15 protein-coding genes are annotated in these 14,817 nt (G+C 35.9%); 10 read left to right on the top strand and 5 right to left on the bottom strand.

Annotation, left to right across the window (positions count from 1 at the left end; all coding sequences use genetic code 11):
- Positions 1 to 106: 106 nt before the first annotated feature.
- Both MT489_RS03440 and MT489_RS03435 read left to right on the top strand, forming a co-directional pair.
- Complete coding sequence (locus tag MT489_RS03440) at positions 107 to 394, top strand: hypothetical protein (protein ID WP_244680096.1); 288 nt, start codon at positions 107 to 109, stop codon at positions 392 to 394.
- Positions 395 to 872: 478 nt separating this feature from the next.
- Complete coding sequence (locus MT489_RS03435) at positions 873 to 2,495, top strand: ATP-binding protein (RefSeq protein WP_244680095.1); 1,623 nt, start codon at positions 873 to 875, stop codon at positions 2,493 to 2,495.
- A gap of 229 nt (positions 2,496 to 2,724) precedes the next feature.
- Here the strand turns inward: MT489_RS03435 and MT489_RS22110 are convergent, their stop codons facing one another.
- Complete coding sequence (locus tag MT489_RS22110) at positions 2,725 to 2,856, bottom strand: hypothetical protein (protein WP_280518471.1); 132 nt, start codon at positions 2,854 to 2,856, stop codon at positions 2,725 to 2,727.
- A 384-nt stretch (positions 2,857 to 3,240) separates the two neighbouring features.
- Entirely contained in the window at positions 3,241 to 3,504 is a 264-nt protein-coding gene (locus MT489_RS03430) for a conserved phage C-terminal domain-containing protein (protein WP_244680094.1), read from the bottom strand.
- Between the two features lie 104 nt (positions 3,505 to 3,608).
- Between MT489_RS03430 and MT489_RS03425 the strand changes: the two genes are divergently transcribed.
- Positions 3,609 to 3,827, top strand: coding sequence for a YdbC family protein (locus MT489_RS03425; RefSeq protein ID WP_244680093.1), 219 nt, complete (start codon positions 3,609 to 3,611; stop codon positions 3,825 to 3,827).
- 548 nt (positions 3,828 to 4,375) lie between these two features.
- Here MT489_RS03425 and kynA read toward each other — a convergent pair.
- Genes kynA through kynU form a run of 3 tightly spaced genes read right to left on the bottom strand, consistent with a single transcriptional unit; the run spans position 4,376 to position 7,136 of the window.
- Positions 4,376 to 5,224 (bottom strand): tryptophan 2,3-dioxygenase, encoded by an 849-nt coding sequence (gene kynA / locus MT489_RS03420; RefSeq protein ID WP_244680092.1) that lies wholly within the window; start codon positions 5,222 to 5,224, stop codon positions 4,376 to 4,378.
- Between the two features lie 2 nt (positions 5,225 to 5,226).
- On the bottom strand, positions 5,227 to 5,865 hold the full coding sequence (kynB, locus tag MT489_RS03415; RefSeq protein ID WP_244680091.1) for an arylformamidase: 639 nt from the start codon (positions 5,863 to 5,865) through the stop codon (positions 5,227 to 5,229).
- The gene (kynU, locus tag MT489_RS03410; RefSeq protein ID WP_244680090.1) at positions 5,865 to 7,136 is read right to left on the bottom strand and encodes a kynureninase; all 1,272 of its coding nucleotides are present in this window, start codon (positions 7,134 to 7,136) and stop codon (positions 5,865 to 5,867) included. The genes kynB and kynU overlap by 1 nt, the downstream gene beginning before the upstream one ends.
- A 305-nt stretch (positions 7,137 to 7,441) precedes the next feature.
- Here kynU and uvsE point away from each other — a divergent pair, with 305 nt between their 5' ends.
- The 7 genes from uvsE (at position 7,442) to MT489_RS03375 (ending at position 14,336) form a co-directional block, all read left to right on the top strand.
- Positions 7,442 to 8,395: a UV DNA damage repair endonuclease UvsE gene (uvsE, locus tag MT489_RS03405; RefSeq protein WP_244680089.1), complete on the top strand. Its 954-nt coding sequence runs from the start codon at positions 7,442 to 7,444 to the stop codon at positions 8,393 to 8,395.
- A gap of 86 nt (positions 8,396 to 8,481) precedes the next feature.
- Entirely contained in the window at positions 8,482 to 9,471 is a 990-nt protein-coding gene (locus MT489_RS03400; protein WP_244680088.1) for a LacI family DNA-binding transcriptional regulator, read from the top strand.
- Positions 9,472 to 9,663: 192 nt separating this feature from the next.
- Positions 9,664 to 11,070: a sucrose-specific PTS transporter subunit IIBC gene (locus MT489_RS03395; RefSeq protein ID WP_244680087.1), complete on the top strand. Its 1,407-nt coding sequence runs from the start codon at positions 9,664 to 9,666 to the stop codon at positions 11,068 to 11,070.
- 97 nt (positions 11,071 to 11,167) lie between these two features.
- The gene (locus MT489_RS03390) at positions 11,168 to 12,622 is read left to right on the top strand and encodes a glycoside hydrolase family 32 protein (RefSeq protein ID WP_244680086.1); all 1,455 of its coding nucleotides are present in this window, start codon (positions 11,168 to 11,170) and stop codon (positions 12,620 to 12,622) included.
- Positions 12,623 to 12,643: 21 nt separating this feature from the next.
- Positions 12,644 to 13,147 carry a PTS sugar transporter subunit IIA gene (locus tag MT489_RS03385; protein WP_244680085.1) on the top strand — a complete coding sequence of 168 codons (504 nt, stop codon included), beginning with the start codon at positions 12,644 to 12,646 and terminating at the stop codon, positions 13,145 to 13,147.
- A 448-nt stretch (positions 13,148 to 13,595) separates the two neighbouring features.
- Entirely contained in the window at positions 13,596 to 13,919 is a 324-nt protein-coding gene (locus MT489_RS03380; RefSeq protein ID WP_244680084.1) for an ArsR/SmtB family transcription factor, read from the top strand.
- Positions 13,920 to 13,922: 3 nt separating this feature from the next.
- Positions 13,923 to 14,336, top strand: coding sequence for an SRPBCC family protein (locus MT489_RS03375; protein ID WP_244680083.1), 414 nt, complete (start codon positions 13,923 to 13,925; stop codon positions 14,334 to 14,336).
- Positions 14,337 to 14,817 lie beyond the last annotated feature (481 nt).

Raw genomic sequence — 14,817 nt, 5'->3', positions numbered from 1 at the left:
CGATATAAATTCCTTTATTTTACAATCAATTTTAGTTAAGAAAAGAGTCTACAAAAATTAAAATTAGCTAAAGATATGGTTGAGAATATTTTGGGAGGAATGCTGTATGGCGAATGCGAGAGAGAACTGGGAACTTATCGAACTATCCCGTAAACTTGAACAAGAAGCAATTGCTGCTAGAAATGGTGCGGATATTGAAGCTGTTCAAGAGGTAAAACAACAATTACATGAACTACAGGAGCGGATTTTACAGGCCCAGGGAAAAGAAATGAAAGGAAACGGTAATTCTAGTGAGCCTTTATTTGACGCTCATTTGCGTGTAGAAGATTCTGTAGGGCATTTGGAGAGATCACTTATAAACCTTCAAGCTATGCAGGATGATGTACAACCATAATCAAAAAAATTGGAATTATAATCACATAACAAATCCTTCGGGAATCTAGTGCCAGTCTTCTTCTACTATAAAGATTTAAAGTAGTGGAGGACTGGCACTTTACATGTTCCAAGCACAGACACAATTCCAGTACACTTCAGAATTATTTTAGTGCATTTTTTTATTAGGGAAGTGACAGGAGATGAACTTACACTAAATTATAAAGTTAAAGTGTGAAAATAAGCTGGTCAGTGGATATCTACAATTTTAATAGTAGTACCTGTTAAACTAATCATTGTGCTTCTTCAATAAGTGAAGATGTTATTTCCACTTCCCGAAAAATTATCCACTGGTAACAGGGGATCTTTTTGGCTTTTAAACGCATATTAAAATTTACGTTGGATAATTTTGTCATATAGTGTATGATAAAAAAAATGGGTTACATTTCCACCTTTAGTAATGGAAGTTTAACATACGATTAGAAATGGGCGGGACTCAGTTGATTCTTTTAGACTATATTATTAATCTCTCAATTTTTTCACTATTGGTCAGTACTCCTTTAGTCATCCGTTCGTTAATTAATCACTATCCACTTAAGAAGTTTCGTATTTGGGTTGGAATATATGCGGGAATTGTATCCACAATCCTTGTTGCATTATCCTTCCAGCAAGAAGGCTACTCTTATGACATTCGGTACTCTGCAATCATTCTTGTTTTTGCTTATCTTGGACCTTTGGCGGGCATAATTACTGGAGGATTCGCGTTAATTGCCAGACTATCGGTCAGTGTTCATTGGCTTCCTGCTATTGTGGGGTGGCTCATTATCATGATTGTTTTCTCATTATTGCAATTATTTATATTCCGTTTCACACCTGTAAAAAGATGCATCATTCTATTTGGAGCATACGTAGTAATCTATGTTACTACTGTTCCAATTATTTTTAATGTATTTCCGGATCGCCCGATCTTTCATCTTCAATATATAGTATTTGTGATGATTGGAGTGATTATTGGGGGGTTATTGATTGAGTCAAATGAGAATCTGTATAGAATCATTACTGAAAAGATAAGTATGAAGAAGGCTTTGGAAAAAAGTGAATATAAATACCGACTAATAGCTGAGAACACATCTGACCTCATATTGGTTGTCGGTAAAGAGCATAACGTTAGTTACTATTCTCCTTCCCATGTGCACGTTTTAGGTTACCAAAACTCTGAATTGGAAAATATGGAACTTTTTAAATTAGTTCATCCCGATGATGTTGATATATTTAGAAATACGATTAAGATATTGTTTGAAAATACAGATCCTCAGACGATAGAGTTCCGTTTAAAGCATAAACTAGGGTTTTGGATTGAATTTGAATCTCGCTGTATGCCTGTTTTGGGAGAGAAATCACTCATAGAACATATTGTTATTATCAGCCGAGATATCTCTGAACGCAAAAAAGCGGAAGAGCAGCTATTACAATCTGAAAAATTATCAATCGTAGGAGAATTAGCTGCGGGTATAGCGCATGAAATCCGAAATCCACTTACAACCATAAAAGGTTTTGTTCAAATTTATAAAAGCAATGAGGCTATTGAATATACGGACTTGCTCCTAAGCGAATTGGGACGTATTGAAAGAATTACTAGCGAACTTCTTTCCTTGGGAAAACCTCAAGTCATCCAAATGAACCGTACGAATTTAAAAGACTTGATTGAGAACACGCTCGAGCTACTTTTGCCTCAAGCTAATATGAACAATATTCAATTTAAATTGAGTTATGAAGGATCATCTTTTTTTATTACATGTGAGCAAAATCAAATAAAGCAGGTCTTTATTAATATATTAAAGAACGCCATGGAGGCTATGCGTGAAGGTGGAGAGATTCATTTGAACCTGCGAAAAGGTGCAGAAGGTAAGTGTATAATTTCTGTTCGGGATGAGGGTTGTGGAATTCCGGAAGATATACTCCCACGTTTAGGTGAGCCTTTTTATACTCTGAAAGAAAAAGGAACAGGACTGGGCCTAATGATTTGTCATAAAATTATTAAACAACATCATGGCACCATAACTTATCATAGTAAAGTGAAGGAAGGAACCTTGGTCGAGATTGTAATGCCGTTGGTGAGTTGAGGGGGAAACAAAATCCCGGAGGAATACTTTGCGTAGTGAGCCTACCGGGTCCCCAAAAGATCTTATCATGATAGCTTTTGGATACACAGGGTTCCATTTTGGCCAACGTGGATATATTTATAAATGCTGAACACAGTGCTATTTTTTAAATCAAAATAATGTATAGGTGAGAGTCACTCAGATGTTTTCACTGCTGGGTTAATTCGCAACATTGAAATAAGATGATTCTTTATTTCTCATTTTGCTGAAGTCTTAGTGGCGGGTTATCACTAGTTTTTCGTTTACAAATGTCTTGAGGAGCATGTCCTAAAAATAATGATGCAATCAGTAATCCCTCTGCTGCCAGGCTATATATCTTCATACATCATTCTCCAGCACCAACATGATCCTCATTTTTCGTAATTCCTCTTGCATGACATTATCTTGTGCAGTTTTTTTTCAATCAGAATAGGTACGGGCTTATCTCTTCAAAACTAGGAATTATGCGATCAATTGTTGCTAGTTTTCTCGTTAATTGAGCGATTTTTTGGTGAGTTGGGTGATTCTTTAACATGGATGTGTAGATTTTTTACCAGTACAATCATAGTCCTCATTCTCAAATGCTTGATTCCAGACATCGATTTTTTTCTGGTTCACCACAAACTGTCACAATACAAAGCAATTAAAGCTAGAAGAGTAAAAGTTTCACGCTTCATCATCTAAATCAAAATCCTCCTCACGCCTTCATTTTTCACCGGTTGTTGGTTTAAATACCATTCAAACTTATTTCAAATAATGTCTCAGAGAGTAAATATTTTTTCATATGGTCATCCTGCAGCCATTCCGCTGATTTAATGTCGATTACTTTTTGAAAGTCAGGTATACGAAATCCTTCCTGCCTCCTGGCACGAATATGGCCTTGTGTTTTCTTTGTCGTTGGTTTGTACAAGCTTATGGTTTTTTCAATTAGGTAGTCGATGATGCTATCAAAAGAGATATTTATATCTATTTCAGTCTCTGTAGTAGTCATTGGTATTGCTTTCCTCTTGGAGGATTTGAAGGTAATATGGAAGGGAACTCTCTATTAAGAACGTCTTAGGAAAATGAATAAGTATTATCAAGGAGGATTTTTTCATGGCAGACCTTAAATATGAAATTACCGAGCACATAGCTGTCCTTTCGGAATCACCAAAAGGATGGACAAAAGAGCTTAACCTTATTAGTTGGAATGGTCGTGAACCGAAGTATGACATAAGAGATTGGGCTCCAAATCACGAGAAAATGGGTAAGGGAGTTACATTAACAATAGAAGAGTTGGATAAGCTGAGGAAAATATTGGGTGATTTAGTTTAAACTAAGAGCATCGAAAAGGTGAGACAGGTTACCTCCTGTCTTTTTTGTATTCAATTTAAGAGAGGAAAAGGATGATCAACATGGCTTAATTTCATAATATTAAATTCCTGCTTGAAGCAGAAGGGGTATCTCAAGAACAATTTGCCCGATAATTGAACGATCATCAGTATCTTTATGTAAAAACGAGTTAAATTAAGAAACGATTAAACAATCACAAACTGTGGATACATCAATGTTTGTGTTTTTTTGTTTTTGGGAAAACAGCTGAAAAAGGTAGCTCAGCTCACCAATTCATAAATCTAGTGTTGAATGCCAAAAGTAAATAGATCAAAAGGGTAATAATAACTAGTTAACCGCATTTACGGTAATGTTAAAAAGGATAGTAGCAATACTACCATCTAAAAATTTCACGGATTCATATTTTATTGTCATTTTTTGAGCTTAAAGATGACAATACTATTTGAGTTGAAAAAAGTTCTGTTTTCAGTGGTTTCAACATTCCCTTGGACCCAATTTTCATCAATCCCAAATCCGTTTATCCTAATCATTTAAATCTTTGTCCGAATCTCCCACAATTCCGGGAAGAAATAATGATCAAGAACTTTCTTTAAATAACCAACACCCGATGAGCCTCCGGTTCCTGTCTTATGTCCGATAATTCTTTCAACCGTTTTCATATGACGGAAGCGCCATTGTTGGAACCAATCTTCGATATCAACTAGTTTTTCCGCTAGTTGGTACAAATCCCAGTACTTGTCGACATTTCGATAGATTGCTAGCCAGGCCTGTTCGACAGTGGCATCCTTTTTATATGTTTTTGAAAAATCGCGATGCAGAACTGCTGGGTTAATTGGAAATCCTGCACGGGACAATGCCTGAATCGTAACATCGTAAAGCCCTGGACTATGGTATGCTTTATCCAAAATCTCAAAAAGCTCCGAATCCTTTTGATAGATTTTTAGAATATAAGGCGTTTTATAGCCAAGGACAAATTCAACCAACCGATATTGATAGGATTGAAAGCCGGATGCATTTCCCAATTTGTCGCGGAATTCCATGTACTCTGTAGGTGTTAATGTTGATAATACATCCCATGCCTGGATAATTTGAGTTTGAATTTTTGAAACACGGGCTAGCATTTTAAATGAAGTTTGTAATTCATTCCGCTCAATCGCCCCTATGGCAGCTTGGATTTCATGAATAATCAGCTTTAACCATAATTCGCTTACATGATGAATGATAATAAATAACATTTCATCATGATGGTCGGATAATCGCTTTTGACTGGATAATAATGTATCAAGCTGTAAATAATCACCGTACGTCATTTTTTCTTTAAAATTGGTATGGATGTTTTTTTCCGTTTTGAATGTATCATTCGGATCATGTTCACGCATTTTTAAATCTCTCCTTCCGAAATTGGCCGTAAAACAGCACGCACCGGACTCCCATCAGCCCCTGTAATTGAGAGCGGCAAGGCAATTAGCTCATAGTAGCCTTCCTTGACATGATCAAGCATAAGATTTTCCAAAATATGAATTTCATGTTCGTAAAGTGCGTGATGGGTGTCTAACGTTTTACTGTCAGGCGGATCAACAGAAGGCATGTCAACACCGAGTAAAGTTACATTCTTTTCCTTCAAAAATGGAGCAATATCAGGATCCAGAAAGGGCATTTTTTCTGGAAAATATTTCGGATTATTTGGGAGTGCTGTCCGCAATAAAATTCGAGTAACATTGTCCCAGTTGAATTTCTGTAATACCGATGCAGTTATTTTGTCAGTATGGCTTACGTCCGCAACAAACGCTTTGCCAATATAGTGATCCAAATCGAGTTGATCCACTGTTCTTCCCCTTGAGTCATAGTGAAATGGTGCATCAATATGTGTTCCTGTATGCAAACTGGTTGTCATTTGTCCGATATTAACGGATCCGGTTTGCTTCTTTGTGTACGTAAGCGAAAAATAAAAAGGTGTGTCTCCCGGCCAATGCGCCATATCGTTTGTCAGCGGTTGGGAAATATCAATCCATTTGGTCATTAGGCAATTACACCTCGCTTGTTTTCGTACTTTTTATAACGTCCTTCTGCCATGATTGTTTTCAATATTTGCACGACTTGCCAAACTTCTGAAAATGTATTATATAATGCTACCGGCGCCAAACGAATTCCGTTTGGGTTGCGAAAATCCGGCACAACTCCTTCAGCTTTTAAAGCTTTGCAAATACGGGCTGCCTCGGGGTGTTTCAGAAAAATATGTGCGCCTCGTGACAGGTCGTTCCTTGGGTTTGCAATTGTAAAGCCGTACTCCACCAGTTCAGCGTCGATCAATTTCATCAGGTAATCTGTTAAACGGAGTGATTTTTCACGAATTTTATCGATGCCTACTTCCTCAAACATTTCCAATGAACCCAATAATGGAGCGGCACTTAATAAATGCGGCGTGCCGATTTGATAGGCACCGGCACTTTCAGCTGGTATCAGCGTATGCTCCATATCAAATTGTTTATCTTTTGCCGAGCTGAACCAGCCAGCAAGTCCAGGTTCATGGCCAAAATGTTTTTCATTCACATAAAGACCACCAACACTTCCAGGTCCTCCATTTAAATGTTTGTACGTGCACCAGAAAGCAAAGTCAACACCCCATTCTGACAATTGGTGCGGAATAGCTCCTATAGAGTGGCATAGATCAAAGCCAATAATAATATTTCGTTTTCGGGCCTCTTCTGTCAATGTCTTCATATCTAGAATTTGGCCGCTGCGATAAAGAACCCCGGGTAAAACAATCAAGGCAATTTCATCGGTCATGCAAGCGATAATATCTTCTGTTTCCAATGTGTCTCCATTTTTGCTTTTCACTTGAACTAGATGTTTGTCGGGGTCAAGGCCTCTCAAGTTTAGCTGGCTTTTTAATGCATATATGTCGGAAGGAAAGTTTAATTCATCGGCAAGTATTTTTGTTTTATTTCCCTCCGGCTTATAAAAACTAGCAACGAGTTGATGGAGATTTGTTGTAGTTGAGCCTGTTATAACGACTTCCTTTGGCTTTGCACCTATTAGTTTGGACGACATCTCACCAAGCTTTTCGGATAAATAAAACCATGGATGTTCTCCCTCAGTCCAACCATCGATGGCATATTCCTTCCACATTTCTAATATTTTCCCTGTTGCAAGTTCAGCACGTTTTGATAAAAGCCCCAATGAATTTCCGTCAAAATAAATTTTTTTCTCCGAAACGTAAAATTCATTGCGGTATTCTATTAGCACATCGCTTTGATCCATTTCTTGTGCATAGGAAAACTGCGTTTGCATGTAATTGGCACCCCTTAATTAATTTACAATATTACATCTATATGAATTCTTCCGAAAACTCAGTATTCCTCTTCGTCTAGTTGTTTGATTGTGGTCCGGAATTCTGTATATTCTGCAGGAGTTCCGAGGTCTCCTTAAAAATTTGGTTAAAATATTGGCAGGTGGCGATTTCAACAAACTCTGTTACATATCCTTTTGGGAATTCAGGTGAGTTATTCCAGTTTATAGTTAATGTAACATAAGGGTATTATTTCTTTAAATAACAAACACTATTTTCATCAATAATTATGAGTTGGAGTGGAATGATGATACTCAGATTTGGTTATGTCTCAACGGCACTTTCTTTGTGGGAAGCTTCTCCATCTAGAACGTTAACGTTTACGAACTGGAAGAAGCTAGATAAAGATAGTAGAACAAAGAAGCTACACCACCTTACAGAGCAAAATTTAAAAAATACGATGAGAATCCTACATTATAATATCGCACATGGCATTGAAATCTATCGAATGTCATCTTCTTTGGTACCACTTGCAACTCATCCGGAAGTCATGTGGGATTTTGTAACTCCTTTTGAAGATCTTTTTAAAGAAATTGGAGCATTGGTACGAAGATATCATTTGCGAGTAAGCTTTCATCCTAATCAATTTACATTGTTTACAAGTCCAGATGATCATGTTACGAGCAATGCAATTATTGATATGACCTATCATTACGAAATGTTAAAAGCAATGAATTTACACAAAGAATCAACCATCAATATCCATGTTGGTGGGATGTATGGCAATAAGGCAGAGGCTATAAATAGATTTAATAGAAACTTTGTTAAGCTTGATCAAGATATACGAATGCAAACGACGCTTGAAAATGATGACAAGACTTATACAGCAGAAGAAACTCTACAAATCTGTGAAGAGCATGGTGTACCCTTTGTTTTTGACTATCATCATCATATTGCAAATTTTGAAAATGTGGAATTTGAGAAATTACTACCTAGAATCTATGCAACATGGGGCCGTACAGGAAGAGCACCTAAATTTCACTTATCCTCTCCTAAGTCAGAACAAATGATTCGAGCACATGCGGAATATGTTGATCTGGAGTTTGCGATGCCTTTTATAAAAGCATTAAAAACATACGGAAAATCAGCTGATATTATGATAGAAGCAAAAGCAAAAGATAAAGCTGCATTAAAGCTAGTTGAAGAAATAAGTAAATTACGTGGTTTCAAACGAGTAGATGGAGGGGCGATAAAGATTTAACGTATAATAGGGTAGCCTATGTTTTTTATGATAATATATAATTTGATATTAATTATGATGGAATTAACAATGTGGGGTAGTATATTATGATTACAATTTTAGATATCGCTAAGATGGCAAATGTTTCTCGGACTACTGTATCCCGCGTATTAAATAATAATGGCTACGTAAGTGAAGAGGCTAGGGAGCGTGTCATGAAGGTAATAAAAGAAACAGGATATGTTCCCAGCCAGCAAGCGAAGTCACTTCGAACAAAGGAAACAAAAGTTGTAGGCGTTATTTTACCAAGAATTAGTACTGACACTTCAAGTAAAGTCGTAAGTGGCATTGATGAGGTATTAAGTGAACATGGGTATCAAATTTTATTAGCCATCACCAATTTGCAAATTGAAAAAGAAATTGAGTACTTAAAATTATTAGCCAATCGACAGGTAGATGGAATCATTTTAGTTGCAACGAATGTTCAGCAAGAACTAATAAAGGAAATAGAAAAATTAAAACTTCCTTTCGTTGTAATCGGACAAAATATGCCCGGAATATCTTCTGTCTATTATGATGATTATCATGCTGCAAAATATCTAACGCAATTGCTTCTCAACAAAGGGAAGGAGAAAATTGCTTATATTGGCGTACATGAAACTGACCAGGCGGTAGGTGTCTCAAGAAAAGAAGGATATATCGATGCTTTAAAGGAAAATCATATTCCTTTAAGTGAAAACTGGATAGAAATCGGTAATTTTAATCTGGAGTCAGGGTATGAGTGTATGAAAAACTTAATTGAAAATAATGAAGACTTACCAGACGCTGTTTTTGCTGCGACAGATCGTATTGGGATCGGTGCCATGAGTTACTTACAAGAAGAAAACATTAGAATTCCAGAAGAGGTAAGTATTGTTAGTATCGGTACGTCGGAGTTATCAAAATATATATCGCCAAAACTGACAACGATTGATTACGAAAACGAAAAAGCTGGAAAGGCAGGGGCTGAGATATTATATGAAAAAATGAAGATGGGAGGATTTGGAGAGAATAAAATAGTATTAAATTATAGAATAATAGAGGGAGATACTTTATAATTAACATAAATTATATTTTATTTTCTTCACAGTGTGGAATCGATTCCCTATATGAATAATTTAAGTATTTTACATCACCTTTACTCATTAAACCTTTTATGGAATCGATTCCATACTAAGTAGAAGAATGATGCCTATGAAATATTAAAGTGGGTAAAGTGTAGTAAACAATAAAATAAGGAGTGAGAATACATGGCAGAGAATAATCAAATTGCAAAAGACCTCATTGAAGCAATCGGCGGAGAAGACAATATTATTTCAGCTGCCCATTGTGCTACTAGATTACGAATCATGGTCAAAGATAAGGAAAAGATTGACCAAGAACGTGTAGAAAGTATTGATAAAGTAAAGGGTGCTTTCTTCAATTCCGGGCAGTACCAAGTTATTTTCGGAACTGGTACTGTTAATAGGATGTATGAAGAAGTGGTCAAGCTAGGAATTAGTGGTTTGACGAAATCTGATCAAGCTCAAGAAGCAGTTAAAGCTGGTAGCAGTTTTCAACGCGCTATTCGAACATTTGGAGATGTATTTGTTCCTATTATTCCTGCACTTGTTGCAACCGGTTTATTTATGGGGTTGCGTGGTCTGGTCATGCAGGAACAAATTTTAGCTTTGTTTGGATTAACACCAAATGATATTTCGCAGAATTTTATTCTATTTACTGAAGTTCTTACAGACACTGCATTTATATTTTTACCAGCATTAGTAGCATGGTCTACTTTTCGAGTATTCGGTGGTAGTCCTACGATCGGATTAGTACTAGGATTAATGCTCGTTAGTCCTGCACTGCCAAATGCATATGCAGTAGCTGCAGGTGATGCTGATCCAATTAAATTCTTAGGATTTATTCCAGTAGTAGGGTATCAAGGCTCTGTATTGCCGGCATTTATAACAGGAATCGTCGGTGCCAAACTTGAGCGCTGGATCCGGAAAAGAGTCCCAGAGGTGTTGGACTTAATTGTAACTCCATTCTTATCTTTATTAATAATGATTACTCTAGCATTATTTGTAATTGGACCTATTTTCCATTCCGCAGAAAATATTATTCTCTCAATATTTAAAGCAATATTAGAATGGCCATTAGGAATTAGCGGACTTATTATCGGTGGTTTGAACCAGCTTATCGTTGTAACTGGAGTGCATCATATCTTTAATATGTTAGAAATCCAGCTATTAGAAGCGTATGGTAATAACCCATATAATGCAATCGTTACTTGTTCAGTTGCTGCTCAAGGTGGTGCTGCACTAGCAGTTGGATTAAAAACGAAGTCTGCGAAGTTAAAAGCTCTAGCTCTGCCTTCATCTCTTTCAGCGTTTTTAGGAATAACCGAACCGGCAGTTTTTGGAGTTAACCTTCGTTATTTTAAACCTTTTATTTTTGGATTAATCGGAGGGGGAGTAGGCGGTTTCTTATCTGCCATATTCGGTCTTAAGGCAACAGGAATGGCAATTACAGTTATCCCTGGTACGTTACTCTATTTAAATGGACAAATCTTGTTATACCTGCTCGTTAATATTGTTGCGATTGTTACGGCGTTTATTTTAACATGGCTTTTTGGATTCTCCGATAAAATGGTAAAGGATTTGAATAAAAACTAATTAATAAAACTAAATGAGCGGTGAAGAGTAAACCTTACTCTATACCGCTTTTCTGCTATAAAACTTATAGCTTAATATTTTTTAAAAGGAGTTCATTATGGAGAAGGAAATACAGCTAAGAAATGATATTTTTCAAAGGATAAAGCAATTCCAGCCTAAAAGTCCAGATAATTATCGACTTGCTTTTCATTTGACTCCGCCGGTTGGTTTAATGAACGATCCAAATGGGTTAGTGTATTATAAAGGAAAATATCATGTATTTTACCAATGGAACCCGTTTGATACGAAACATACATTTAAATGCTGGGGGCACTATTCTTCAAATGATCTAATTGAATGGGAGGAACACCCACCTGCACTAGTTCCAAGTGAATGGTATGAAAAAGACGGATGTTATTCTGGTTCTGCCATTGAATATGATCATAAGTTATTCCTTTTTTATACCGGAAACGTTAAAACAGAAGATGGTGGCCGGGAAACATATCAATGCTTAGCAATATCTGAAGATGGTATTCATTTTGAGAAAAAAGGACCGGTCATTCATTTACCTGATGGATACACACCTCATTTTCGAGATCCAAAAGTGTGGCAACATGATAATAAGTGGTTTATGGTCATTGGCGCACAAACTACATCTCATGACGGAACAGTTGTTCTATTTTCTTCAGACGATTTAGAGCATTGGCAATTGGAAGGTCCATTAGCTGGAAAGGGCATATCGCTTCCAAATCATTTTGGATATATGTGGGAGTGTCCTGATTTTTTTTCTCTAAATAATACAGATATCTTATTGGTGTCTCCTCAAGGATTAAAGACAGAACCATTTAAATATGAAAATTTATTTCAATCCGGATATTTTATCGGCGAATGGAATATGAAATCAAAAAGTTTTGTTCATGATGAGTTCAATGAACTCGATCATGGTTTTGACTTTTATGCGCCACAGACTTTTGAAGATCAAACAGGCAGAAGGATTTTAATAGCTTGGATGGGTATGGGGGATGAACAGGAACAGTCTCATCATTCAATTAAGAGTGGGTGGGTTCATGCATTAACCATTCCTCGAGAAATATTCATACAAGACGGCAGTTTATATCAAAAGCCTGTTGAGGAAATGAAGCAATTACGAAATAAGGAAAACTCAGAGAACATAACAATCGCCAATGAGCATACAAAAATCCCATTAATCAGCGACCTTAATGAAATTATGATTGAGATTGAACAATTTGCTGGAAAACAGTTTGAAGTTCAACTCCAGAACAATTGTAAGCTCATTTTTAATAATGAAAAAGGGATATTAACATTTGAAAGAAAAAGCTTTGATCAATTAAATCTTGAAACTAGGCAATGTAAAATTGATAATTTACAAAACCTCCACATGTATCTAGACCGTTCATCATTAGAAATTTTTATTAACGATGGACAAATTGTATTTACAAGCAGATTTTATGAGGAAGCTGTTAAAAACGAATGTGTAATAACGGTGGACGGAAAAACAAAATTTAGTTTGAAAAATTGGAGCTTACATTCATATCAAATTCATAATAAATAGTTTTAAAAAGGTTGTGTTTATATGTTTAAAAATCTATTCGGTAAAAAGCAATCAGCTTCTAAAACAATCGAGCTTAAAGCATACGCTTCAGGTAACATCTTATCTTTAGAAGATGTTCCAGATCCTGTTTTTTCTAAAAAAATGATGGGCGATGGGATTGCAATTGAACCACATGAAGGGAAATTAGTATCTCCAGTTGATGGGGAAATCATGCAAGTTTTCCCCACAAAACATGCGATTGGAATTAAAGCATTAAATGGCGCAGAAATTTTAATCCACATTGGACTAGAAACAGTTTCAATGAATGGAGAGGGCTTTACTTCTCACGTAGTAGAAGGGGAAAAAGTAAAGGCTGGTGATACCCTTGTCACAGTTGATCTCGAAAAAGTTAAAGAAAAAGCAAAAAGTATCATAACTCCGATTGTTATTACGAATTCTGATGAGATGGCAAATATTGACCATTCGATTACGACTGGTAAAGTTTCAAAAAATGAGGAAGTTATTTTATGTGTAACTTCCAAGTAGCTCCTAATAAAAAATGAAATTCAGATTTCTTTAACTGCACCTCAATTTGTTAGACACTCATTTAACAAAAAGAGGTGCTTTTTATTATGGCTAAATAAAAGAGAAAATGAGAACAACAGAAAGTTATTCAGAAAATTTAACAGAATATCGCTTATTCTATCAGGAGCATATGTTTGTATTACAAATATGATTTGTATAGACTCATTTTATAAAGGAATATGAACTTCATTTCCTATAATCAAGAATGCTCAAGTTTTATAATCCTTTAGGAGGAGTTTAGTTAATAGAATTAATGATTTTCAATGATTTATTAAAAAATAACCTTTATATGTCATAAAAGAGAATAAAACGAATGCAATTATGTCAAAAATAGATATTGACTGGACACTGTCTGGTGTCATATAATAATGGCACCAATTGGTGGCCAATAAGTAAGGAGAGGGTGATTTTGAACGAGAAGAATCAAGAGCGAGATGTTTATGGAGCAATTGCTGATCCAACAAGACGCAAATTGCTAAGTTTGTTAGCAGAATCAGAGGAGTTACCTCTTCACGAAATAACCCCTCAATTTCAAATGGGTCGTACTGCTGTTTCTAAACATTTGGCCATTCTTAAAAATGCTGGTTTAGTTGTTGACCGTAAAGTTGGTAGAGAAACAAGATATCGCCTAAATGCTGCTCCCTTAAAGGAGATTAAAGATTGGGTATCTTTTTACGAGAAGTTTTGGACGGATAGAATGGTAATTTTAAGAAGTTTATTAGAGGAGGAGTAAAAAATGGCAGATGTATCATTAGATTTTCAGTATAAAAGTTCAATCGATAAAGTATGGAATGCATTAACAGATTCGGATATGCTTGCAAAATGGATATGGAAAAATGACTTTAAACCAATCGTAGGACATAAATTTCAATTCCGTTCCGAGCCAAATGAATGGTGGGATGGAATTGTAAATGGCGAGGTGCTCGAAGTGAACGAGCCTCATACATTATCTTATATTTGGGAAAGTGCTGGAGAAAGAACTACTATTACATGGACTTTAACAGAAGATGAAAATGGAACCACCCATCTCCATATGGAGCAAACTGGATTCAGTGAAGCAACAAAAGCACGCGCCGGAGCGATCCAGGGGGCTAAATATGCTTGGACAAAAAATGGTGAACAACTAGAAAAAGTGTTGGCTGAATTATAAAGATGATTTCTTCATCAATAAGGATGCCTGGGTGCTTGATACATTATTCGAGTAAAAATTCATCCTTATTCATATTAAACGTTTTATTCAATTAAACCATTATTAAACAATCGGGCGCTTTTCTGAAGCAAGAAAGGCGCCTATTTAATTCTTTTCCTATAGATACTAGAACATAACAATTAATCTGGAAAAGTACAGTCTGTATACGTGAATCAGCCTTCTGCTATTTAGAGAGAGCATTATTTTTAATAAAAATGGATTGAGGTAAATAACAAGCTTTGTAATAATAATATTTTAGCTAATGAATGGGGTAGAAGTTTTTATAATTAGGTAAATACTTTGTGTGGCTATTGATCAAAGCACCACTAATCGCTGGATTTAAGCGATGAAATTTTTCTAAAACTAATTACTTCGATAGAAAAAATACAATAATTAATTTCATTTGAAGTTTACTTTCATGACAATACTAAATTTAGAGAAT

The sequence above is a fragment of the Lederbergia wuyishanensis genome (assembly GCF_022900255.1).
GTDB lineage: Bacteria > Bacillota > Bacilli > Bacillales > Bacillaceae_C > Lederbergia > Lederbergia wuyishanensis.
The sequence above is the reverse complement of the archived record's forward strand: the minus strand, read 5'-3'. Positions and strand labels throughout refer to the sequence as shown.

Bases quoted from the DNA above. Each gene is read 5' to 3' on its own strand.
- MT489_RS03440 (WP_244680096.1), top strand. From the start codon at position 107: ATGGCGAATGCGAGAGAGAACTGGGAACTTATCGAACTATCCCGTAAA.
- MT489_RS22110 (WP_280518471.1), bottom strand. From the start codon at position 2,856: ATGAAGATATATAGCCTGGCAGCAGAGGGATTACTGATTGCATCATTA.
- MT489_RS03430 (WP_244680094.1), bottom strand. From the start codon at position 3,504: ATGACTACTACAGAGACTGAAATAGATATAAATATCTCTTTTGATAGC.
- MT489_RS03425 (WP_244680093.1), top strand. From the start codon at position 3,609: ATGGCAGACCTTAAATATGAAATTACCGAGCACATAGCTGTCCTTTCG.
- kynA (WP_244680092.1), bottom strand. From the start codon at position 5,224: ATGCGTGAACATGATCCGAATGATACATTCAAAACGGAAAAAAACATC.
- kynB (WP_244680091.1), bottom strand. From the start codon at position 5,865: ATGACCAAATGGATTGATATTTCCCAACCGCTGACAAACGATATGGCG.
- kynU (WP_244680090.1), bottom strand. From the start codon at position 7,136: ATGCAAACGCAGTTTTCCTATGCACAAGAAATGGATCAAAGCGATGTG.
- uvsE (WP_244680089.1), top strand. From the start codon at position 7,442: ATGATACTCAGATTTGGTTATGTCTCAACGGCACTTTCTTTGTGGGAA.
- MT489_RS03400 (WP_244680088.1), top strand. From the start codon at position 8,482: ATGATTACAATTTTAGATATCGCTAAGATGGCAAATGTTTCTCGGACT.
- MT489_RS03395 (WP_244680087.1), top strand. From the start codon at position 9,664: ATGGCAGAGAATAATCAAATTGCAAAAGACCTCATTGAAGCAATCGGC.
- MT489_RS03390 (WP_244680086.1), top strand. From the start codon at position 11,168: ATGGAGAAGGAAATACAGCTAAGAAATGATATTTTTCAAAGGATAAAG.
- MT489_RS03385 (WP_244680085.1), top strand. From the start codon at position 12,644: ATGTTTAAAAATCTATTCGGTAAAAAGCAATCAGCTTCTAAAACAATC.
- MT489_RS03375 (WP_244680083.1), top strand. From the start codon at position 13,923: ATGGCAGATGTATCATTAGATTTTCAGTATAAAAGTTCAATCGATAAA.